A 21,917-nucleotide genomic window follows, 5' to 3' on the forward strand; every position below is an offset into this window, starting at 1 on the left:
GCTCACATGGTCGGTGAGACCAGGATCTTGACGTGCTCGACCTTGTTGTTGACCAGCTCCTCGAACGCACCGGAGACGAGGTCATCCAAACCGATCTTGGCGGTGATCAGCTGCTCGGCGTCCACCTGACCGCTGCCCAGCAGCTCGATCGTCTCCTCGTGGTCGCCGCAGTACGCCAGGGTCCCGACGACATTGACCTCCTTCATGACCAAGCTGTTGAAGTCGAACTCGGCGGCGTGCCCCCAGATCGCGACGTTCACGACGGTCCCGCCGGCCCGGACGGAGGCAACGGCGTCGGCCATGACCGCGTCGATCCCCGCACACTCGAAAGCCCGATCAGCGCCCTCCCCACCCGTCAACTCGAGCACCCTCGCCGGGACATCGACCTCCGTTGGGTCCAGGACGTGGTCGGCACCGGCCCGTCCCGCTCGCTCCTTCCGCGCCGCGGCCGGCTCGACGGCGATGATCGTTCCGGCGCCAGCCGCGTCGAGGCATTCGATGGTCACCAGCCCGATCGGCCCAGCACCGAACACGACGGCCGTCTGGCCCTCCTCGATGCCGGAGATCTTCACCGCGTGGTGCGCCACCGCGAGGGGCTCGACCAACGCCGCATGGTCGGTCGGGATGTTCCCGATGGGGTGGATCCACTTCCGGTCGACCACCACGTACTCGCTGAGTCCGCCACCACCACCCATCAGCCCGATGAAGCCGAGCTTCTGGCACGTGTTGTACCGCCCAGCGCGGCAGGGCGGACACTCGCCGCAGGTGTGGTAGGGCTCCACGACGACTGGATCACCGACCGCCAGGTCGTCAACTCCGTCCCCGACCTCGGACACGATGCCGGAGAACTCATGACCCAATATGACCGGGAGTTCCTCACCAGTCAGGGGGTGGGGCTCGCCCGGTGGTGGGATGAAGATGGGCCCTTCGAGGTACTCGTGCAGGTCGGTGCCGCAGATGCCGCACCACTCGACCGCGATCTTGACGGCCCCTGGTCTGGTCGCAGGCTCCTCCACCTCCTCGATGCGGATGTCTCCCTGGCCGTGGAACCGTGCAGCTCGCATCTGGCGACTCCCATTCGCTCGGGGCTGGTCTGGCGAGGCTAGCGCCACCCCCGTTGCATCAGGGTTGCGAGGACTACTCGTCCACGCGGGCCGTGAGGACCACCTCGCCGGAGCTGGCCGCGCCCTCGCCCTCCTGTTGGATCGTGACCGTGAACAAGGGGTAGTCCTGCGGGGAGACCGCCGACCACAGCTCGATCTCACCGTCACCGCCGCGAAGGTGGAAGGTGCCGGCCGAGACACCGACCTCGGGGCTCTGCCGCAGCCACGCCTCGTAGTAGGTGCCCTCCTCAGCAGGCGGGAGACCCTCGAAGGACGCGATGATTCGGGTGCCCAGCGCGGTCTCGGTCAGGACCGCATCAGCCCGTGCCCCGTCGGGTGCGAGGTCGGTGCCAGCAAGGGCCAGCTCGATGCTCTCACCCTCGTCGCCCGCGACGGCGGAACCGTCCTGGCTGTTGGTGGAGGAGTCGAAGACGCCACCGACGCTCAGGACGGCGAACAGGGCCAGCGCCGCCGCGATGCCGCTCGCGAAGCCCGCGATCAGCGGACCGCGGGACCGCCGTGCGGAGAGGTCGGTCACCGTCGCGGACTGGCTGCCGAGGTCGGCGGAGGGTGCCTCGGGCGGTGTGATCACCACGGGGTCGTGCTCGACCACCGGATCGTGCTCGACCACTGGACCGTCGTCGATCACGCGGAGGTCAGGACTGGCCGCGACCTCCTCGGCGATCGCGGCCATGATCTGGTCTTCCAGTCCCTCCAGCGGGTCTTCCCACAGCGCAGCATCCGTCAGCATCGCCTCGAGCGGATCGCCGGGCGGCTGGTCGGATGTCGGGTGCTGATCGGACATTGGTTCCTCCGTTCCCCTATACGCGTCGAGTGCCGGAACGGTTCACGGAAGTTGCTGGATCCTCCAGGTGTGCGAGGGCGGTGCGGAGCCGGGTCATGGCCCGGTGGCTGCGGCTCTTGACGGTGCCGACGGGTACCCCCAATCGTTCCGCGGCCTCTGGCTGGGTCAAACCCTCGAGATGGGTCAGCCGAACCGCCTCCCGTTCGTCATCCGGAAGCCGGTCGAGCGCCTGCCGCAACTGAAAGGTGTTCCAGGTCCGCTCGAAGGAGGGCGGGTCCACGGCTAGATCGGTCTCGGGGTCGTGGCCGCCCTGCGTCGGCCGTCGTTCGGAGCGCAGGGCGTCGATGGCCGTCCGACGTGCGATGGCGTACAGCCATGGGGCCAGATCGCGCCCAGGGTCGAAGCTGCTGGCGTTCTTCCACGCCTTGACGAACGTCTGCTGCACCACGTCGGCCACCAGTTCGTTGTCGCCTCCGACGATGGAACGCGCAACGGTCTGGATCGGGCGCGAGTACTGGCGGACCACCGCCCGGACGGCGTCCGGGTCGCCCGAGGCAAAGGCAGTGCTGTGGTCCACGACACGAAGTTTCTCAGATTTCTGCGAACTGTCTTGGCAGCAGCCCCGTACAGGGGTCCGACAGCCAACCACCCACCCCCTCGAAAGGCACGATCGCCATGTCCCTCTCCGCCGCCAGCCGCACCGCCTCCACGCTCAAGGTTGCCGCCGCCAGCGCGCTGCTGGCCCTGGCGCTGGCCGCCTGTGGCTCCGATACCGACGCCGAGGACGTCGGCGCCGCCACCGCGGTCGCCCAGACCGCCGAGGACGCAGCCGCAACCGATGACTCCAGCCCCTCCGGCGGCGAGGCGATCGTCACCACCGCCTCGACCGACGTCGGCGACATCCTCGTCGACGCGGACGGCTTCACGGTCTACGGGTTCACCGAGGACTCCGACGGCACCCCGACCTGTGAGGACGCCTGCCTGGACGCCTGGCCCGCCGTCACCGTCGAGTCCGCGGAGGTGCCCGAGGGACTGGACGCCGAGGTCTTCAGCGTGGTGGAGCGCACCGACGGCACCTTCCAGCTGGTCGCGGGCGAGTGGCCCCTCTACACCTTCACCGGCGACCTGGAGCCGGGGGACACCAACGGTCAGGGCAGCGGCGACGTCTGGTTCGCAGCGGCCCCGGATGGGTCGCTGATCCAGGACGAGACTGCCGAGGCGGCCCCCGCCTCCGACGCCTCCTACGACTACTGAGGCCCAGTCGCACCACGACTTCCAAGCCAGTCACGACACGAGTCGGTTCTTCCATTGAGGGGACCGGCTCGCATCGTCGTGTCGTCCCGCCACCCCGTACGATCCGGCGTCATGGTCTCGCGACGTGGGCAGCGGATGAGTGAGGGCGGCATGGCGCCCTACCTGCAGGCGCACTTCGAGCATCGCCATGACGAGGGGTACGTCTCACTCAGCATCGCGGAGAACCACCAGGTGTTCGACCTGCTGAAGGAGCGGCTGGAGGAGCCCCTTGCCATCCCCGCCCACGTCGTCGGCTACGACGACATGGCCGGCAAGGCCGATCTGCGGACGGCCATCGCTGGATTGTTCGAGCGCGAGATCTTCCACCGGGCCGTCGACCCGGCCCACGTGCGGGTGCTCTCGGGGGCCAGTGGGGTCCTGGAGGCGCTCGGCCACGTGCTGGGCGACCCGGGGGACGGCGTGCTCATCCCGACCCCGTCCTACGCTGGGTTCTGGCCCGACCTGGAGGTGCGACCAGGACTGCACGTCGTGCCGGCCGCAACCCTGGCAGAGGACGGCTTCCACCTGACCCCTGACATCCTCGAGCAGGCACTGGCCGATGCGGAGGTGCCGGTCACCACGCTGCTGCTGACCAACCCGGACAACCCTCGCGGGCAGGTCATCGCGGCCGATGACGTCGAGGCAGCGCTGCAGTGGGCCGAGTCACACGCGCTCCATGTGATCGTGGACGAGATCTACGCGCTGTCCGTGTTCGGGGAGTCCTTCACCTCGGTCGGGCAGCTGCGACCGTCGCTCGGCGAGCGCATCCACGTCGTGTGGGCCGTGAGCAAGGACTTCGGGATGAGCGGGCTGCGCTGTGGCGCGGTCATCTCCGAGAACGACCAGGTCCTGGGCGCACTCGACCTCCAGGGCCTCTGGTCCGGCGTGAGCGGTCACACCCAGCACCTGCTGGCCGGCATGCTCACGGACGAGGACTGGTTGCAGGCGTACCTCACCTGGATGCGTCAGCGCCTGCAGACCGCCAGCCAGCTGACGACGACGGCCCTGGACCAGGCGTCGATCCCGCATCTTGCCCCCACTGCGGGGTTCTTCCTGCTCTGTGATCTGCGCGACCACCTGGACCAGCCGACGTGGGAGGCCGAACACGACCTGTGGCAACACGTGTTGGATGAGGCGCAGGTCAACCTGACGCCCGGCTCGGCCCTGCGAGCTGGCGAACCGGGATGGTTCCGCATCTGCTACGCCGCGGGCACCTCCGCCGTGGTGACCGACGCCATCCATCGGGTCGGATCGGTCCTGGCCCGGTGAGCATCTGGGGGGCTAGCCGCCTTCCGCAACCTTGCCCGACTGGACTGGGGGCAGCTGTTGCAAAATGCTACGCTGTAGCAGAACGCTTCGATGTCAGGTGAGTACATGGCGACCAAACCCGTTCGATTGGACCAATCGTTGGTCGACGCTGCGGCGGAGTCAGGTCATCGCAACCGTCGATCCACGACGCAGCAGATCGACTTCTGGTTGCGTGTCGGACGGGCGGTCTCGGCCGGCCAGACCAGCGAACGAGAGCGGATCATGGGTGCGGTCAACGGGACCGTCCACTTCGAGGAGTTGAGCGATCCCGAGCGCGAAATCGCCCACGCGGAGATCGACGCCCGAATCGAGACTGCCGCCAGCGGGGCAGACTTCGCTGCACGTCTGGCGGCGGAGGGTGTGCCCACGGTGACGTTGGGCCCCGACGGTGCCCTCATCAGGCAGGAGCCGGACGGCAGCACGTCCGTCATCGGTGACGCCGACGCTGCGTGAGCCGTCTCGACCTCGTGGTCGGGCCGAACGGGGCGGGGAAGAGCACCTTCGTGCGCTTCGTCCTGGCCTCGGCCCGACCAGGGGTCCCGTTCGTCAACGCCGACCTGATCGCCGGCGAGCGGTGGCCAGAGGATCCCGAGGCCAACTCCTACGAGGCCGCACGCATCGCTACCGCCGTCCGATCGAAGCTGATCGCAGCCGGCGAGTCGTTCATCGCCGAGACGGTCTTCTCCCACCCCTCGAAGGTCGATCTCGTGACGGAGGCGCGAGCCGCCGCCTTCGACGTCCACCTGCACGTGCTCATGGTGCCCGCGGCGTTGGCCGTGGCACGCGTCAGAGCGCGGGTCGAGGTGGGCGAACACGACGTCCCGCAGCACAAGATCGTCGGTCGCTATGCGCGGTTGTGGTCCAACGTGGTGGCAGCCGCACCGCTCTGTCGCCGTGTGGACATGTGGGACAACAGCGGTGTCGGCCCGGTCCAAGTCGGGACGATGCGCGACGGGATCTGGGTTCTGGGTCCGCGCTGGCCGACGTGGACACCACCCGAACTCGGCGCGCTCGGTACCTGATCAGACGGTCGCTTTCCGCCTCCGCCTCCGCTCCCTAGTGTCACGCGTCATGCCCGCCACGCTTCGTCGTCTCACGCTCGGATGCCCGCTGGTGATCGTGTTGGGAGCAGCCTTGCTCCTCGGCGTCGAAGGGGGCTCCGCAGCCACCTCCCAAGACCCCATCGACGTGCTGGTCTTCACCAAGACCGAGGGCTTCCGGCACCCCTCGATCGCGGAGGGCATCCAGGCGATCACCGACTTGGGCGCAGCCGGCGGCTGGCAGGTCGACCAGACCGAGGACGCTGGCGCCTTCACCAGCGAGAACCTGGCCGGCTACGACGTCGTCGTGTGGCTCAGTACCACCGGAGATGTCCTGAACGACCCGCAGCAGGCGGCGTTCGAAGCCTACATACGAGGTGGCGGGGGCTTCGCCGGCATCCACGCGGCAACTGACACCGAGTACGACTGGCCGTGGTACGGCGAGTTGGTCGGGGCGTACTTCGACCGCCATCCGCCCGGCACCGCTCAGGCGACCGTCGAGGTGGAGGACCGGACCCACGCCTCGACGCTCCACCTGGGCGACTCCTGGGTGCGGACCGATGAGTGGTATGACTTCCAACAGAACCCTCGCGATGCGGTTCATGTCCTGGCCACGCTCGACGAGGACACCTACGAGGGCGGGATGATGGGTGAGGACCACCCCATCGCGTGGTGCCAGGTGTACGACGGCGGGCGGTCCTGGTACACCGCGGGCGGCCACACCCCGGCCAGCTTCCAGGAGCCTGACTTCCGGGCACACCTGGCCGGCGGGATCCGCTACGCCGCAGGTGTGGCTGGTGCGTGCGGCGACGATCCGGGCCCCTCACCCGACCCAACGCCGACGGGGCCCGAGCCGGCCGACCCCGGCGAGGTCCAGCGAATCGCCGGGCCCGATCGGGTGGCGACGGCGCTCGCCATCTCAGAAGCCGGCTGGGACTCCAGCGAGTACGTGGTCCTGGCCAGCGGCGGATCGTTTGCGGATGCCCTGGCGGCGGCGCCCCTCGCGGGAGGGTTGGATGCGCCACTGCTCCTCACGGTCGGAGAGAGCCTGGACCCGCGCGTCGTGGCCGAGTTGGAGCGGTTGGACGCGACCGATGTCGTCGTGATGGGCGGGCCGGCGGCGATCTCAGAAGCGGTGTCGGATGGTCTGGGGCGTCTCGGGCTGTCGGTCGAACGCGTGGCCGGGCGTGATCGCATCGAGACGGCAGAGGCGGTTGCGAGCACCCTGGGCGACGCCCGCGGCGGGATCGCAGTCGTCGCAGCGGCAGACCGCTTCCCGGATGCGCTGGCCGTGGGACCGGTCGCCGCTGCCGAGGGCCACCCGATCTTCCTGGCCGGCCCGGACGGTCTGACATCGACGACCCTCGCGACCATGCGGGATGGCGCGGTCGACGACGTGCTGATCGTCGGCGGATCGAGCGCCGTTCCAGACGCGGTCGAGGGCCAACTCAGCGCCGCCGGCATCACCACGGTCACCCGGATCGCGGGCCTGTCCCGCTACGAGACGGGCGTCGCGGTTCTGGACTTCGCGGTCGAGCGGGGTCTGCCCGCGGATGAGTTGCTGGTCGCGACCGGGGCGAACTTTCCCGACGCGCTGGCGGCCGGCGCGTTCGGTGCTCGGACCGGCCGGCTGATCATGCTGGTCGACGGTGATCAGCCCGTCTCGGACCAGCCCGCAGCGGGCTTTCTGGCGGGGGCGGATGTCTCGGACTTCGTGTTGCTCGGCGGTCTTGGTGTCCTCCCCGAGTCGCTGGCCGAGGAGCTTCGGGAAGGCCCCTAGCCCTGGCCGCCCCGGTCAGCTCTCGTAGAGGTCCGCCAGAGCCAGGTAGTCGTCCACGTTCGACCAGGGCGGCTGGAGCTGCTCTGGCAGGTCTCTTGCCTTCGCCGGCACGCCGACCGTCAGCTGGCGCGGGCCGACCTCCATCCCCTCGCGCACCAATGCGCCGGCCGCCACCAGCCCGTCCGCCCCGATCCGGGAGCCGTTCAGCAGGATGGCCCCCATCCCCACCAGCACGCCGGACTCGATCTGGGTCCCGTGCAGCAGTGCCCGGTGTCCGACCGTGACGTTCTCGCCCACGATCACCGGTTGCCCACGGTCGGTGTGGATGACCGTGTTGTCCTGCACATTGGAGTTCCGACCGATCACCACGGGGTCGTACTCAGCCCGGATGACCGTCCCGAACCAGATGCTGACCCCCTCCTCCAACGTCACGTCTCCCGTGATCACCGCAGTCGGGGCGATGAACTTCGCAGCCGAAACGTCCGGGGATCTGCCGTCAACCGTGATGATGTGTGCCATGGTCCGGCAGTCTTGCAGATGAATCGACCGTTCTGGGGTCTCGCCACTTGACAGGGCCGGCACGCTCCGCCACCGTTTCCCGCCGACCAAGCCCTTCGAGGAGAAAGGAGTCGACCGATGATGATGAGTAGCACTGCCCCGGCCATCGTGGCCCGCCACGATATGCCCTGTTTCGGGCGACTCCACGTCACGGCCTAACGGCTGACCTCTCCAGTTCGTGCGCCCGCCTCGCTGTGCGGGCCCACTCCGGTCACACCTCGGCGGTCTCCGCGACCGCGTGCGGTCGACGTCTGACAGTCGATGTCAGACAGCGGCCGCAGAACCCCTCGAAGGGACTCTGTCATGCACCCCTACGCCCACCACCAAGTGGTTGCGTTCCGCGCTGAGCAATCCCGGCGCGCCGCACTCGCTCGGCACCACCCACTCATACGCGAGCCGTCCGTTCCCCTGACGGACGTCATCCTGCTGTTCATCACCCCTGGCTCGGTCCTGCTGCGCCTGGCTGCGCCCGGCATCAAGCAAGCCGTCGGCCTCGCCCTGATCCGCGTCGGGCTGCGGTTCGTCGACCCGACCATCGCCGTCCGATCGATCGCACGACGGTGATGAGCACCGTTCAGCCAGTACCTGACCCTCAGCCGGGGAAGTTGCCCGCCCTCCCGAGCAGTGCGGGCGCTTCCTCGGCCCCCAACTTCTGCGTGATCCAGTCTGCAGGCCCCACCAGGTCCTCCACCGTCAGCCCGACATCGATGCCGGACCGGTGCAGCGCGTACACCAGATCCTCCGTTGCGATGTTGCCGGTAGCCGCAGGCGCGAACGGACAGCCTCCGAAGCCGCCGGAGGAGGCGTCGAGCGCGACCACGCCCTCGGCCGCGGCCATCAACGCGTTGGCGTAGCCGGTGTTGCGCGTGTTGTGGAAGTGGGCCCGCAGTTGGGCGTCGGTCTCGTTCCGCACGGCCCGGACCAGTCGGCTCACGTCGACCGGAACACCGACGCCGATGGTGTCGGCCAGCGCGATCTCGTCCGGCTCCTCCGGAGCGACAGCCCGGACGACGCGCATGACCTGCTCGGTGGACACCTCACCCTCGAAGGGACACCCGAACGCCGCCGAGATCGTCACGGAGGTGAACACCCCCTCCGCCTTCGCGGTCTTCAGCATCCGCGTCGTGGCGTCCAGGACGTCAGTCACGCTGGCGCCCTGATTGCGCTGAGAGAACGTCTCGGTCGTGATCGCGACCAGGTTGACCTCGTCGCACTCGGCGGCGAGCGCCCGCTCGAGGCCGCGCTCGTTCAGCACCAGACCGATGTGCGACACCGCGCTCCCGTCGGCAGCCGTCCGGGGAACCTCGGCCATGACCTCCTCCGCCCCGGCCATCTGCGGCACCCGCTTGGGGTGGACGAAGCTGGCCGTCTCGATCCGACGGGCCCCCGCCTGGACCAGCCGTCGGACGAACTCGGCACGCTCGCCGGGCGAGAGGACGGTCGCCTCGTTCTGCAATCCATCCCGCGGACCAACTTCGACGATGTGGGTGCTCATGCTCCAAGGCTACGCCCTCGCCCGACCTCCGGGTCATCCCATGGCGAGGAGGACGCCGCTCAGGGACGCGAACGCCAGCGTCACGACCAGGGGGGTGAAGAGCAGATCGTCGTACCGGGCGAAGGCGGTCGATCGGTCGGTCTTGGTGAACCCGGTCTGGCGTCCGTCTCCGATGGCTCGCAAGGCCAACACGACCCCACCTGCTGCCACCACCGTCTTCAGCAGGAGTGGTGGGTCGTCCACGGTGGCGGCGCCCGCGATCCCAGCAGCCTGGAGCACCATCAGCAGGACAACCCCGACCGTGACGAGGCGGCCGGGGGTGAATGCGGGCGCCCCGTCCACGCCGGCTGGGACCACCACGTCCAACCATCGCGTCCCACCGAACACCCAGTAGAGGTGAACGGCCGCGGCCCCGAGCAGGATGACGATGCCCCCACCCGCCATGACCGTGAGGGCAGCACGACCCACCACACCGGTCTCGACTCCGGCCGCAAAGGCGGCCAGGAGGAACAGCGGCCACGCCAGGTGTCCGCGGAGGAGGGCAAGCATCGCGATCCCGGACACCGCACCAACCGCGCCAACGGCGATCACCGGCCGACCACCGACGGCCACGACGGCCAGTCCGAGCCACGCGATCGACGTCGCATGCCAGGCGTAGCGGATCAAGCGGTTGGCGGCCCAGCGCGGAATCGGGATCGTCCAGGCCTCCGCCAGCAATGGCTGGATGACGGCTCGCTCACCGAGGTAGGAGTGCGCCACGGCCAGGAGGACGAACATCGTGGCGCTCACGCCGGTCCAGAGGGTCAACACGGTTGCACTGCCTTTCATGCGATCTGGGGCTGTCGCGCGATCCGTGGGCGGTCGGAGAGCCCGCTCATCGTTCCATACGGGGGCGTATGGTGGCACCGTAACATACGGGTGCGTATGGTGGCAAACCGTGACAGCGAAGACCGCTCAGGACTGGACCAGGGAAGCCCTTCGAGCGCTCAGTCGTGACGGGATGGCGGCCTTGTCCGTGCAGGCCCTCGCTCGTGAACTCGGTGTGACGAAGGGCAGCTTCTACTGGCACTTCGCCAATCGGCAGGCTCTGATCGACGCGGTCATGGCCACGTGGGAGGACGTCGCTACCGAGGCCATCATCCGGCAGGTGGACAGCACCGCCCCGACGGCCGAGGATCGGATCCGGCAGTTGATCGAGGCCACCTTCGCGCCGGGCGAGGCCTACAACGCCATCGAGTCCCGGATCCGTCAGTGGGCGGCCTCAGACCCCGCCGCCGCGACGATCGTGGCTCGCGTGGACGGCCGTCGACTCACCTACGTGAGGGATCTGTTGGTGGACGCCGGCGTGCCTCGAGAGGCGGCGGCCATGCGCGCCGACCTCTTCTATCGCGCCCTCATCGGCGAGTGGGCCTGGTGCAGCCACGGGGGACCGCCCCTGTCCCGGGATGCGCTGGAGCACCTCGCTGAACTGGTCACGACCTGACAGACGACCGGCAGGTTTCGCCGACGACGCTCAGCGCCGAGCCCGGTCGACGGCCGCCGCCAAGCTCGCGGCATCCAAGCCGCCCACCTCTCGGTGAGCGACCTCACCCGTCTCGTCCAGCACCACCGTCGTCGGCAGGCCGCCGGAGCCGAGCACCGCACTCACCCCACCGTCGATCACCGTCGGGAAGCCCAGTCCGTATCGGTCGGCAAACGTCTGCCCACCACGGGGCGAGTCGTCGACCAGAACGCCCAGGAACGTCGCGTCGCCGATGGCATCTGCCGCACGGGCGACCGCCGGTGCCTCGGCGTGACAGGGCGGACACCACGAGGCCCAGAAGTTGATGACCACCGGCCCATCGGCATCAGCGACCAGCGCCGCGACGTCCTCGGCGTCCCAGACCGGCGGCTCACCGTCGGGAACGCCAGCGGCGATGGCCCCGGCCAGCGACGGCCGGAGCGCGTCCCGATCGATCGGCAGCGTGGCCGGGGCTGCCAGCAGCGCGGCCACGATGATCCCCAGGCCGCTGAGCACCCCGATGGGCAGGACGACCTTGGTCACCGGCCCGACCCGCCCGAGTGCCAACGGGAGCGTCAGCACCAGTGCGACCAGCCCGAGCACCGCAGCCACGTCCGCATCGACGGTCGCCACCGCGGGTCGCAGGAGCCCACCACCCACCACGGTTGCGGCCACCGCCGCGGCCAGCAGAGCGGCCTGCCGTCCTGCACGCCACGCCGCTGCCGGGCCCCACCCCACGGCCCAGAAGACCGCAGCGGATGCGAGCGCCTCCAGAATCCCGACCGGAACCCTGGGGTCGTCCAGCCCCGGCAGCGGCACCCCCAACGGAATGGGGGCGACCACGCCGGCGACATCTCCCCGGATCACGCTGGCCAGTCCCCAGACGACCAGTCCGAGGGAGCCAGCTTGGACGCTCAGCCCGATGAGGCCAGAGCCCTCAGTCGCCTTCGCGGATTCGGTGTCCGGACTCGTCCGCGTGGCGACCACCCGCCAGCCCGCGACAACACCACCGATCACAGCGGCGCCTGCCGGCAAGCCCGAACCCAAGCTCAGCATGGCCGGCAGTGGCGGCCATCCGCCGATCAGCACCGCGTCGACCCCCAACGACACCAGCCGAGCGGTCACGACAGCTGGGAGGGCAACCGACAGGACCACGTCCAGCACCTCGCCGACCCTCCCGCCCTGTCGCACCACCCAGAGCGCGCCGGCGCCGAGACTCACCGCCAGGCTGAGCAGCAGCGGCCACGGAACGATCATCGGCCACCCAACGGTGGACTGACGCCGGGTGTTCCCACCGTCTCTGATCCCCTGGATGGGCCGTCGGCGGTCCCCTCGGCCGCGCTCCTCCTGTCGCGATCCACGTGTGTCATCCTGTCGACATGGATCAGCGACAACACCCGGTGGGCTCCGGCTTCGGGCCGAAGAGCGAACCCGCGGAGGTGCTCGACGACGTCGACCTGCACGGCGTCACCGCCGTCGTGACCGGTGGGTACTCCGGCATCGGCATCGAGACCACCCGAGCGCTGGCTGAGCGGGGCGCGACCGTCTTCGTGCCGGTCCGCTCGCCCGAGAAGGCCGAGGAGGCGCTGTCCGCGGTCGAGGGGGACGTGCGACGCTCGGCGATGGACCTGGCGGACCTTGGATCGGTGCGACGGTTCGCCGACGAGGTGAGCGGGGCTGTGAGCCACCTCGACCTCCTCATCACCAATGCTGGTGTGATGGCCACGCCAGAGGGCCGGGTCGGTCCGGGCTGGGAGACCCAGTTCGGCATCAACCACATGGGCCACTTCGCGCTGACCACCGGACTGCTGTCCACGCTCCGGGCAGCCGAAGCCCCTCGGGTCGTGGCGCTCTCATCAGTGGCCCACAAGCGCAACGGGATCCGCTGGGACGACATCCAGTTCAGCGACGGCACGTACGACAAGTGGGTGGCCTACGCCCAGTCCAAGACGGCCAACGCCCTGTTCGCCCGGCATCTCTCCCCGCTACTCGAGGAGGACGGGGGCCGCGCGTACAGCGTCCACCCCGGCGGGATCCTCACACCCCTCCAGCGACATCTCTCCCTCGAGGAGGAGGTCGCCCTGGGCTGGCGGCGTGAGGACGGCGAGATCAACCCGGCTGTCCAGGACCTCTTCAAGTCGACGACCCAGGGCTGCTCGACGACCCTGTGGGCGGCCACGAGCCCGCAACTCCAGGGTCTGGGAGGCGTCTACTGCGAGGACACCGACGTGGCCGCGGCAGTGACATCCGACACGCCGCGGTGGCTGGGCGTGGCGCCACACGCCACGAACGACGAGGCGGCGGCGCGGCTCTGGTCCCTCTCGGAGACGTTGCTGGCCGACGCCTGATCGTCCCCAACCTCAGCGGGAGCGCAAGCCGCCATCGACCAGGATCGTGTCGCCGGAGACGAAGGCGGCCAGGTCCGAGGCCAGGAAGTACGCGACCCTGGCGACGTCGTCGGGGTAGCCGATGCGACGGGCCGGGATCTGCTCGGCGAACGCATCGTGCGCGTTCTCCACGCCCATGCCGGCCGAGATGGCGTCCCGGTCCGCCAACGTCCCGGGTGTCTCGACCAGGGTCGGGGCGAGGGCAACCGCCCGGACGCCGGAGGGACCCAACTCGAACGCCAGGGCCTTGGTGAACCCTCGGACCCCGTGCTTGCTGGCGGTGTAGTGCGCGATGCCGCCACCCTCAGCGCCGTACGCGGCGGTCGACGCGAGGTTGATGATGACCCCGCGGCCGGCCGCGACCATGGGCCGCATGGCGGCACGGGAGCCGAAGAACACGCCGTCGAGGTTCAACGAGATCACCGTGTGCCACTGCTCCGGAGTCATGTCGACCAGGTCCACGAAGGGGTAGATGCCGGCGTTGTTCACCCAGATGTCGAGCCGCCCGTGCTCCTCCACCACTCCCTCGGCGACCTCGATGTTCTGGCGCGAGTTCGAGGCGTCCAAGTGAACTGCCGCGGCACGACTGAGCTCGGACGCGGTCTTCTCGGCAGCGGCCAGATCGAGGTCGGCGATCGTGACGTGTGCTCCGGCCTCGTCGAAGCGGCGGGCGATGGCCGCGCCGATGCCAGCAGCACCGCCGGTGATGACGGCAGTGCGCCCCTCGAGCGAGACCAGATCGGCAAGTGAGGCTTCGGTGAGGTCGGGCAGGCTCATCGGCGGGTGTCCCTGGTGCGGCGGTTGTTCGTGGCTGGGACTGGCAGGATGCCACACATGAGAGTTCTCGTGATCGGCGGCGGTGGCCGTGAACATGCGCTGGCCTGGGCCCTCGACCGTTCGACCTCGGTGACCGAGGTGGTCTGCGCTCCTGGGAACGCCGGCATCGCCCAGGTCGCGACGATCCGCGATGTCGTCGCCACGGACCCGGACGCGGTGGTGACCCTGGCTCAAGGGGTCCTGGCCGACCTAGTGGTGGTCGGCCCGGAGGCCCCGCTGGTGGCTGGAGTCGTCGATGCGCTCGCAGCGGCGGGCGTCCCAGCGTTCGGACCGACGCGGGCCGCGGCACAGCTGGAGGGGTCGAAGACGTTCGCCAAACGGGTGATGGCCGCCGCGGGAGTGCCGACGGCGGGCTACTGGTCAGGAACCGACCCGGATCAGGCGAAGGCCGAACTGGCCAACCACGCGCCCCCGTATGTGATCAAGGCCGACGGACTCGCCGCCGGGAAGGGGGTCCGGATCTGTGCCGATCGGGCGGACGCCGAGGAGGCCATCGACGACGCCCTGGTCCGAGGTGTCTTCGGCGCTGCCGGCGCCAGCCTGGTGATCGAGGAGTTCCTGGACGGCCCTGAGTGCTCCCTCTTCGGGCTGTCCGACGGCACCACGGTCGTACCGCTCCAGCCGGCCCAGGACTTCAAGCGCGCCCTGGACGGCGACCAGGGCCTGAACACCGGCGGGATGGGCGCCTACTCACCGGTCCCCGCGGTCGATCCGGCCACCGTCGAGGACCTGCGCCGCACGGTGCTCCAGCCCGTGATCGACCAGATGGCGGCGGATGGCACTCCCTTTGCCGGAGTCCTGTACGCGGGCCTCGCGCTGACGGCCGAGGGGCCGAAGGTCATCGAGTTCAACGCCCGCTTCGGTGACCCCGAGACCCAGGTCGTCCTGCCCCGGCTGACCAGTGACCTCGGCCAGGTGCTGATGGCCTGTGCCACGGGGACGCTTGCCGAGCTGGCCCCGCTCACCTTTGCCGACCAGGCCTGCGTCGCGGTTGTCATGGCCAGCGGCGGATACCCCGGCGCCTACGAGACCGGTCGTGTGATCGAAGGGCTCGACGCCGCGACCAGCGATCAGGTCACCGTCTTCCACGCCGGGACACGCGATGAGAGCGGACAGGTCGTCACCGCTGGGGGGCGCGTCTTGGCGGTGAGTGCCACCGGCCCTGACATCGCCGCTGCCCGGTCGTCGGCCTATCAGGCCATCGAGTCGATCACCTTCGAGGGGGCGCACACGAGGTCCGACATCGCGGCGGCGCCGACGACCTGACCTGCGGACCCGAGTCGCAGTACGGTGAGCGGTCGGTGAGTTCTCCGTTCCGATCGCGCGTACGCCCGCGTCTCAAGTCGAGCCGCCTGGGCTGGCTGTTGCTGGTCCTGGCGATGGTTGCTGCGGGCTGCACTGACGACAGCGAGCCGGAGCCCGACCCGACGGAGTCGGAAGCAGCGGTCGAGGCGACCGAGGAGATGGTGACCCCACCCGACGGCGTTCAACCGGCGGATTCTGCCGTGGAGCAGTCCGCGGATGATCCGCCGCTGGCAGCTCCGCAGGCACCGCTGGAGGGAACGCTGCTGGTGACACTTGAGGGGCCGGCGACCAATCGGGCTGCCACCGACGTCGTGGTCCGTGACGAGGAGGGGGCGCTGGTGGAGGCGTTCCGACTGCCCAACGCCCGGCGGGTCCACGGCGAGGCCGGCAGCCGGTGGGCGCTCATCGAGCTGCTCGACGGCTCCTGGGCGCTGCTGGACGTCGCCATCCCCCGGCTGCGGTTGCTGTCGTTCCCCTCGGGCACCCCGGCGGTGCGGCCGCAGGTCAACGGACGGGTGGCGCTGTGGGCCGACGATGACGGCTCGGTGCTGCTGCGTCTGGACGGAGGACAGCCGATCGTCCTGCCCGGCGTGGTCACCGGACAGGCAGATCTGGTGCGCGTCAGCCCCAACGGCGAGCGGGTGCTGCTGGCTGGCGGCCCACCACAGCTGCTCGGTTCGGAGAACGGCCAACTGCTCGACCTGGACGGGGCCGCTCGCTTCAACATGGCACCTGACGGCACGGTGGTGAGCCTGCTGGACACGCCGGAGGGGGCGGTTCTGCAGCGTCAGGGGCCCGAGGACACCGAGTTGCAGACCGTGGGCAACATCGACCAGCCGATCGGCGACGAGGCAGCGGACGGTGCCACCGAGGAGCCCGATCAGGTCACGATTCCAGCAGCCGGGAGCCGTCTGCCCGTACCGCTCCCCGATGGGCGGGTCCTGATCGTCGGCACCGCGAGCGCGCTGGTTCAGGCGGACGGCACCACCACGGCCTTCCCCTCCACCGGCAGTGTCCAGGGCACGCCGCGGGTCTCACCGGACAGCGGCCGGGTGCTCCTCCAGACCAGCGGAGGACTGCGGCTGGCGGATGTGGACGCGGGCACCGTCGAGGCGGTTCCCGGCTCCACCGGCCTGGTCCCGGCCACCCCTGGCGACCGGCCGTGGGTCTGGGCGGCTGGTGACACGCCTGGCGAGAACGGCGTCCTGGCTGTGGACATGACAACCGGCACGACCGCGTCCCATCTGGAGGAGGTGTCGGTGGCAGGCGTCGCGGGCCAATCCGACGACGGGCGTGTCGTCGTGGTCGACGTCATCGAGGACGAGTCCACGAGCCCGGTCGTCCTGCGAGCCGACGAGGAGGGGTCGGAGGTCGCCATCGGCGAGGTCGTGTCGGTGTCACTCCACCCGGACGGTGTGCGCGAGGCGGCGGGGGTCCGGTCGGGCGCCAGTCAGTCGGTCACGCTCACCGGTTCCTCGGGCGATGAGATCGAGATCTCCGAGGCGTGGAGCCCCGTCTGGCTGATCCCCGGCCGGTAGAACCGACAGATCCTCCACCGTCCGGGGCGTCACACCCGACTCGTGGCGCTCGTTCCCTACAGGATCTCGCCGGCCCGGTACTCCGCTGCCTCCGGATAGCGGGTCCGCCAGATGTCCACCCTGGCCACGAAGCGGTCGACCTGCTGCCCCGCCGCCCCGACGAAGGCGGCGGGGTCGGCCAGCAGCGCCTCGATCTCGTCACCGTCCAACGGCAGGTCGGGGTCGGCGGCCAGCCGCCTGGCGAGGTCGTTGGTCTGCTGCCCCTCCTCCCGCATCGCGAGCGCCACGGCGACGGCGTGGGTCTTGATCACCTCATGGACCGCCTCGCGGCCGGCACCCTTGGCGACAGCGGCGACCAGAACCCGAGTCGTGGCCAGGAACGGCAGGTAGCGGTCCAGCTCCCGCCCGATCACCGCCGGGTAGGCACCCAGACCCCCCAGCACGGTGAGCAGGGTCTCGAACAGCCCGTCGATCGCCAGGAACGCGTCCGGCAGCATCACCCGGCGCACCACCGAGCAGCTGACGTCACCCTCGTTCCATTGGTGCCCGGCGATCCCGGTGGCCATGGTCAGGTAGCCCGACAGGATCGTCGCAAAGCCGTTGATCCGCTCACACGAGCGCGAGTTCATCTTGTGCGGCATCGCCGACGACCCGACCTGGCCGGGGAGGAACCCCTCGGTTGCCAGCTCGTTCCCCGCCATCAGCCGGATCGTCGTCGCCAGGGAGGAGGGGCCGGAGGCGACCTGGACCAGCGCTGAGACCACGTCGAGGTCCAGCGACCGCGGATACACCTGCCCGACATCGTCCAGGACCGCGTCGAACCCGAGGTGCTCGGCAACGGCACGCTCCAGCCGATCTGCCGCCTCGGCGCTACCGAGGAGCGCCTGCTGATCGGCCTGGGTTCCGACGGGGCCCTTGATTCCGCGCAGCGGATAGCGAGCGATGAGCTCCTCCAGCCGCTGCGTGGCCTGCAGCAACTCCTCGCCAGCGTTCGCGAAGCGCTTGCCCAGCGTCGTGGCCTGGGCCGGGACGTTGTGGGTGCGCCCGGTGATCACGGTGTCCCGATGCTCGACCGCCAGCTGCGCCAGCATCGTGAGGGCGGCAACGGAGCGATCGCGCACCAACCGCAGACCGTTGCGGATCTGCAGCTGCTCGACGTTCTCCGTGAGGTCCCGGGACGTCATGCCCTTGTGGACGTCCTCGTGCCCGGCGAGCGCCGAGAACTCCTCGATCCGCGCCTTGACGTCGTGTTTGGTGATGCGCTCGCGGGCGGCGATCGAGTCGAGGTCGACATCGTCGACCACACGCTCGTAGTCCGCGATCACCTCGGGTGCCACCGGCACGCCCTCACCACGCTGCGCCCGGAGGACCGCCAACCACAGCCGGCGTTCCAGTTGGATCTTGCCGGTCGGCGACCACACCGCGGTCATGGCCGGGGAGGCGTACCGGGCGGCGAGGACGTTCGGGATCGTGTCGCTGGTCACACGGGCAGGGTCGCACAGGTGCGCAGCTAGTCCAACAACGCCGTTCGGGCCAGCTCGTCCAGACCAGCAGGCGGTGCTGACTCGGGCAGATCGGAGACTGCCATCGCCGCGTCCACCGCGGCCCGCCAGCGCTCGCGTCGAACATCCGCCGGCAGGTCGTCCAGGTGTCGCGTCACGACCGGATCGCGCCGCAGCGCCGCCAGGACGGAGGCGACGGGCCCCCACCTCTGCGCCACTTCCGCCTGCAGCTCCATCCGCAGGCGCCGGCTGAGCGCCGGCACACCGGTTGTCAGTGCCACCGTCACCCCATCGTCCTGCACCATTGCCGGGAGTGCGACCGAACTGCCCTGCTCCCCGCCGTCGACGCGGAGGCACCACACGCCTCGGCGGTCCGCGGCGGCGCTGACGGCATCGTCGACGTCCGGCCGCGCCGTGGCAGCGATCACCATCCGAGGACTGCGATCCAGGTCAGCTGGCAGGAAGGATCGTCGAACCAGGTGCAGCGTGCCGGACAACTCCTCCGCAGCCTCCATCAGCGCCGTCATGGCCGGGGAGACCTCGGGCGCGATCACGACGGCTGCCCCACCTGCCGCGACGAACGGTCGCAGCTTGCCGGCTGCCACCGGCCCTGCCCCGACGCACACGACCGGCTGGCCCGCCATGTCGAGCATGAGCGGCAGGTACATGGTCAGTCCACTCCGTCGACGACCAACCCATCGAACGTGGCAAGGTCGACCGCCGCACCCATCGACTCCGCCAGCCGCTGCTGCTCGTAGTAGGCCAGGATCTGCAACTCGATGGAGAGGTCGACCTTGCGGAGGGACACACCCTCCGGGACGCTCACGACGGCGGGGGCGAAGTTCAGGATCGACGTCACTCCGGCCGCCACCAGTCGGTCGGTCACGTCCTGGGCGACGGGCCCCGGGATGGCCATCATCGCGATGGAGATCTGCTCGTCCTCCACCACCCGGGCGATCTCGGACATCGGCTCGATCTGCACGCCGCCGATGGTCTGCCCGTGCTTCGCCGGGTCGGAGTCGATGATCGCCGCGATCCGGAACCCCCGTTCAGCAAACCCGGCGAAGTTGGCCAGAGCCTGTCCCAGGTTTCCCGCGCCGACCAGGACCGTCGCCCAGTCCTGGGTCAACCCGAGTTCTCGGGAGATCTGGGTGATGAGGTAGTCCACGTCGTAGCCGACACCGCGCGTGCCGTAGGACCCGAGGTAGGACAGGTCCTTGCGGATCTTGGCGGAGTTGATGCCCGAGGAGCGTGCCAGCGCCTCGCTGGACACGGTGTCGGCTCCCGTCTCGGCGAGGTCGATGAGTGTCCGCAGGTAGACGGGCAGGCGTGCGACCGACGCCTCGGGAATCTGCCTGGACGTCATGGTCGCTGACTGTAACGGGCGCGCCGCCCGAATCGAAACCGGCACCGCGACGAGCGTGGTTCGTCACCGACCTGATGAGGGCTCCTTCGCGGCGAGCGTCGCTGCCAGGGCGGCCTCGTTCACGTGCAGCTGCGCGACCTCGACGCCGTCCACCACCACGACCGGCACGCGCACCGTGTAGTCGTCGGCGATGTCCGGGTGCGCATCGATGTCGATGAGCCTGATCACGTCCTCCGGCGTCGCCAGCCGCCGGATGATCGCGTCCGCCTCATCACACAGATGGCAGCCCTGCCGGGTGTACAGCGTGATCGTGCTCACGCGTTGGTGGGCACGACATCGGTCGCGGGGGCTGACTTCGGCACGCTCACCGCCCGGAAGCCCGCGTACATGAGCAGGACCCCGGAGGCGGACAGGATCGGGAAGAGGTAGTCCACGGTGGAGCCGATCACGCTGGACCCGGCCGCAGCAACGGTGGTTCCGAGCGCGATCAGCAGCAACGACCACTTCTTGTAGGTCCACGCCGACCACGCCGAGCCGATGACCACGATCGCGAAGGTGTAGGTCATCGGTCGCAGCAGTCCGTATGCGATCGATCCGCCGATCACGGACTCGCCGGACGGCACCGTCGTGGATGCCGCCAGGACGGCGGTGTCGTACTCCGCGCCGATCGTGAACGCGGTGTTCCAGACCACGGCCAGCCCCGCGAGTGTCCACCAGATCACCGAACGACGGTCGTCGAGCAGGTGCAACTGCCCGATGGCGAGCAGCGGCACGTTCAGCAGCGCACCGCTCAGCCAGTAGGTGCCGAACACCGGCGGCGTCCACCCAGCCGTGATCCCGATGAGCACGCAGACGTGCCCCAACCCGAAGAGGAACAGGGCGCCGGCCCACGCCAGTGCGTGGGCTCGTCGACGGTCCCACCACTGCTTGGCCAGCTGGGCGCTGAACAGCCAGGCCACACCTATGGCGATGATCGGGAAGATGGGGTTCATGGCTCCGCCGAGGGTAGCTGAGCCACCCGACGGATACGCCGCCACGCCGCGGATACGGTGGTCGCGGATGCGCAACGGTTCCACCCCACCCGCCGCGGATCGCCCGCGCCCTCGCCTGCTGGCCGCCACCGGCCCACTGTTCATGACCGAGCTGTCCTACGTCATGGACTGCATCGCCGAGGCCGGGTACGGCGCAGCGGAGGTGATGGTCGGCCACAACGACGACACCCGGAATGCCGCGCAGATCCTGGCTGCTGCCGAGGGCGCCGGCATCCAGGTTCCAGCCCTGCACGGTCCCTTCCTGCTGCTGCTGCGGAACGTGTTCGGCCGGTCGTTCGCCGAGAAGACCACCGCGTCGATGGAACTGGCAGCCGAGATCGGGGCCGACGTGATGGTGGCCCATGCACCGTTTCGGTGGGAGGTGCGCAGCCGACGGTGGCTGCGCGAGCAGACTGCCGAACTCGAGGAGTCGACCGGCGTCACGTTCGGCATGGAGAACCTGTTCCCCGTGGCCGGACGCTCGTTCTCCAGCGTCATCACCATCGAGGAGATGGCGCAGTTCGACTCGCTGGTGATGGACACCAGCCACTGCGCGGTGGCTCAGATCGACCTGCTGGACATGTGGCGGGCGCTGTCGCACAAGATCGTGCACCTGCACGTCGCGGACAACTACGGCAACGGCAAGGACTCCCACGCGCCGATGGGCACCGGTGTGCTCGACCTCGGCCGCTTCCTGCGCGAGGTCGGCGAATCCGGCTGGGCGGGCACCATCACCTTGGAACTGGACTGTCGTGAGTACCTGGATTCCCGGGAGGAGCTGGTGAGCTTCCTGGCCCGCGAACGACTCAAGGTCGAGGCGGGTCTTGCAGGGACACTGGACGTCCCGGCTCCGCGGATCAGACAGGTGCAGGCATGAGACGAGGCACGATGTTCACGCTCGCGGCGTTGATGGTCGCCATCATCGTCGCGCTGGTGTACCAGCTCACGACCGCCGGCGTCACGTGACCTCGCCGGCAAGTTGCCGACCGAAGTGTTGGCGGTGCCGGCCAGATTGGATAATGCTTGGCAGCACGGTCGGTAGTCGTGAGAGGACTGATGAGGGAGCGA

The 21,917-nt window shown here is 69.4% G+C and carries 24 protein-coding genes; 11 read left to right on the plus strand and 13 right to left on the minus strand.

Annotated elements, in window-relative coordinates; translation table 11 throughout:
* Window positions 1–2: 2 nt before the first annotated feature.
* From C1746_RS02390 to C1746_RS02400, 3 genes are all read right to left on the minus strand, one after another.
* On the minus strand, window positions 3–1,064 hold the full coding sequence (locus tag C1746_RS02390; RefSeq protein ID WP_116713100.1) for a 2,3-butanediol dehydrogenase: 1,062 nt from the start codon (window positions 1,062–1,064) through the stop codon (window positions 3–5).
* Window positions 1,065–1,137: 73 nt separating this feature from the next.
* Entirely contained in the window at window positions 1,138–1,908 is a 771-nt protein-coding gene (locus tag C1746_RS02395) for an anti-sigma factor (RefSeq protein ID WP_116713101.1), read from the minus strand.
* Window positions 1,909–1,924: 16 nt separating this feature from the next.
* Window positions 1,925–2,485, minus strand: coding sequence for an RNA polymerase sigma factor (locus tag C1746_RS02400; protein WP_162867281.1), 561 nt, complete (start codon window positions 2,483–2,485; stop codon window positions 1,925–1,927).
* A gap of 98 nt (window positions 2,486–2,583) precedes the next feature.
* Here C1746_RS02400 and C1746_RS02405 point away from each other — a divergent pair, with 98 nt between their 5' ends.
* The 5 genes from C1746_RS02405 (at window position 2,584) to C1746_RS02425 (ending at window position 7,329) form a co-directional block, all read left to right on the plus strand.
* Complete coding sequence (locus C1746_RS02405; protein WP_116713103.1) at window positions 2,584–3,162, plus strand: COG4315 family predicted lipoprotein; 579 nt, start codon at window positions 2,584–2,586, stop codon at window positions 3,160–3,162.
* Window positions 3,163–3,273: 111 nt separating this feature from the next.
* Window positions 3,274–4,470, plus strand: a complete 1,197-nt coding sequence (locus C1746_RS02410; protein WP_116713104.1) for an aminotransferase class I/II-fold pyridoxal phosphate-dependent enzyme — start codon at window positions 3,274–3,276, stop codon at window positions 4,468–4,470.
* 105 nt (window positions 4,471–4,575) lie between these two features.
* Window positions 4,576–4,962, plus strand: coding sequence for a TA system antitoxin ParD family protein (locus C1746_RS02415; RefSeq protein ID WP_162867282.1), 387 nt, complete (start codon window positions 4,576–4,578; stop codon window positions 4,960–4,962).
* On the plus strand, window positions 4,959–5,531 hold the full coding sequence (locus C1746_RS02420) for an ATPase (RefSeq protein ID WP_116713106.1): 573 nt from the start codon (window positions 4,959–4,961) through the stop codon (window positions 5,529–5,531). Before C1746_RS02415 ends, C1746_RS02420 begins: the two co-directional genes overlap by 4 nt.
* A gap of 49 nt (window positions 5,532–5,580) precedes the next feature.
* Window positions 5,581–7,329, plus strand: coding sequence for a ThuA domain-containing protein (locus tag C1746_RS02425; RefSeq protein ID WP_162867283.1), 1,749 nt, complete (start codon window positions 5,581–5,583; stop codon window positions 7,327–7,329).
* A gap of 15 nt (window positions 7,330–7,344) precedes the next feature.
* Here C1746_RS02425 and C1746_RS02430 read toward each other — a convergent pair whose 3' ends face one another.
* Window positions 7,345–7,848, minus strand: coding sequence for a gamma carbonic anhydrase family protein (locus C1746_RS02430; RefSeq protein WP_116713108.1), 504 nt, complete (start codon window positions 7,846–7,848; stop codon window positions 7,345–7,347).
* A 342-nt stretch (window positions 7,849–8,190) separates the two neighbouring features.
* Here C1746_RS02430 and C1746_RS02435 point away from each other — a divergent pair, with 342 nt between their 5' ends.
* The gene (locus C1746_RS02435) at window positions 8,191–8,451 is read left to right on the plus strand and encodes a hypothetical protein (RefSeq protein WP_116713109.1); all 261 of its coding nucleotides are present in this window, start codon (window positions 8,191–8,193) and stop codon (window positions 8,449–8,451) included.
* Between the two features lie 28 nt (window positions 8,452–8,479).
* Here the strand turns inward: C1746_RS02435 and C1746_RS02440 are convergent, their stop codons facing one another.
* Both C1746_RS02440 and C1746_RS02445 read right to left on the minus strand, forming a co-directional pair.
* Window positions 8,480–9,382 carry a hydroxymethylglutaryl-CoA lyase gene (locus tag C1746_RS02440; protein WP_116713110.1) on the minus strand — a complete coding sequence of 301 codons (903 nt, stop codon included), beginning with the start codon at window positions 9,380–9,382 and terminating at the stop codon, window positions 8,480–8,482.
* 33 nt (window positions 9,383–9,415) lie between these two features.
* Window positions 9,416–10,171, minus strand: coding sequence for a DUF3995 domain-containing protein (locus C1746_RS02445; protein ID WP_162867284.1), 756 nt, complete (start codon window positions 10,169–10,171; stop codon window positions 9,416–9,418).
* Between the two features lie 148 nt (window positions 10,172–10,319).
* Here C1746_RS02445 and C1746_RS22905 point away from each other — a divergent pair, with 148 nt between their 5' ends.
* The gene (locus C1746_RS22905; protein WP_162867285.1) at window positions 10,320–10,865 is read left to right on the plus strand and encodes a TetR/AcrR family transcriptional regulator; all 546 of its coding nucleotides are present in this window, start codon (window positions 10,320–10,322) and stop codon (window positions 10,863–10,865) included.
* A 30-nt stretch (window positions 10,866–10,895) separates the two neighbouring features.
* On the opposite strand, the gene C1746_RS02455 is transcribed toward C1746_RS22905, so the two are convergent.
* The gene (locus tag C1746_RS02455) at window positions 10,896–12,140 is read right to left on the minus strand and encodes a TlpA family protein disulfide reductase (protein ID WP_116713113.1); all 1,245 of its coding nucleotides are present in this window, start codon (window positions 12,138–12,140) and stop codon (window positions 10,896–10,898) included.
* A gap of 122 nt (window positions 12,141–12,262) precedes the next feature.
* Here C1746_RS02455 and C1746_RS02460 point away from each other — a divergent pair, with 122 nt between their 5' ends.
* A complete protein-coding gene (locus tag C1746_RS02460; RefSeq protein ID WP_116713114.1) occupies window positions 12,263–13,231 on the plus strand; it encodes an oxidoreductase in 969 nt (322 codons plus the stop codon).
* Between the two features lie 12 nt (window positions 13,232–13,243).
* On the opposite strand, the gene C1746_RS02465 is transcribed toward C1746_RS02460, so the two are convergent.
* On the minus strand, window positions 13,244–14,047 hold the full coding sequence (locus C1746_RS02465; RefSeq protein ID WP_116713115.1) for an SDR family NAD(P)-dependent oxidoreductase: 804 nt from the start codon (window positions 14,045–14,047) through the stop codon (window positions 13,244–13,246).
* Window positions 14,048–14,104: 57 nt separating this feature from the next.
* Here C1746_RS02465 and purD point away from each other — a divergent pair, with 57 nt between their 5' ends.
* Both purD and C1746_RS02475 read left to right on the plus strand, forming a co-directional pair.
* Window positions 14,105–15,373 (plus strand): phosphoribosylamine--glycine ligase, encoded by a 1,269-nt coding sequence (gene purD / locus C1746_RS02470; RefSeq protein ID WP_116713116.1) that lies wholly within the window; start codon window positions 14,105–14,107, stop codon window positions 15,371–15,373.
* Between the two features lie 35 nt (window positions 15,374–15,408).
* Window positions 15,409–16,950, plus strand: a complete 1,542-nt coding sequence (locus C1746_RS02475; RefSeq protein WP_162867286.1) for a hypothetical protein — start codon at window positions 15,409–15,411, stop codon at window positions 16,948–16,950.
* Window positions 16,951–17,006: 56 nt separating this feature from the next.
* Here C1746_RS02475 and purB read toward each other — a convergent pair whose 3' ends face one another.
* From purB to C1746_RS21845, 5 genes are all read right to left on the minus strand, one after another.
* Window positions 17,007–18,434 (minus strand): adenylosuccinate lyase, encoded by a 1,428-nt coding sequence (purB, locus tag C1746_RS02480; protein WP_205711660.1) that lies wholly within the window; start codon window positions 18,432–18,434, stop codon window positions 17,007–17,009.
* Between the two features lie 26 nt (window positions 18,435–18,460).
* Window positions 18,461–19,120, minus strand: coding sequence for a precorrin-2 dehydrogenase/sirohydrochlorin ferrochelatase family protein (locus tag C1746_RS02485; RefSeq protein WP_116713118.1), 660 nt, complete (start codon window positions 19,118–19,120; stop codon window positions 18,461–18,463).
* A 2-nt stretch (window positions 19,121–19,122) separates the two neighbouring features.
* Window positions 19,123–19,818 carry a redox-sensing transcriptional repressor Rex gene (locus tag C1746_RS02490; RefSeq protein ID WP_116713119.1) on the minus strand — a complete coding sequence of 232 codons (696 nt, stop codon included), beginning with the start codon at window positions 19,816–19,818 and terminating at the stop codon, window positions 19,123–19,125.
* A gap of 63 nt (window positions 19,819–19,881) precedes the next feature.
* A complete protein-coding gene (locus tag C1746_RS21840; RefSeq protein WP_162867287.1) occupies window positions 19,882–20,136 on the minus strand; it encodes a glutaredoxin family protein in 255 nt (84 codons plus the stop codon).
* Complete coding sequence (locus C1746_RS21845) at window positions 20,133–20,810, minus strand: hypothetical protein (RefSeq protein ID WP_162867288.1); 678 nt, start codon at window positions 20,808–20,810, stop codon at window positions 20,133–20,135. The genes C1746_RS21840 and C1746_RS21845 overlap by 4 nt, the downstream gene beginning before the upstream one ends.
* Window positions 20,811–20,877: 67 nt before the next feature.
* On the opposite strand from C1746_RS21845, the gene C1746_RS02500 reads away from it, so the two are divergent.
* Window positions 20,878–21,726, plus strand: a complete 849-nt coding sequence (locus C1746_RS02500; protein ID WP_162867289.1) for a sugar phosphate isomerase/epimerase family protein — start codon at window positions 20,878–20,880, stop codon at window positions 21,724–21,726.
* The last annotated feature ends 191 nt before the right edge of the window (window positions 21,727–21,917 follow it).

This window comes from Euzebya tangerina (assembly GCF_003074135.1).
Classification (GTDB): domain Bacteria; phylum Actinomycetota; class Nitriliruptoria; order Euzebyales; family Euzebyaceae; genus Euzebya; species Euzebya tangerina.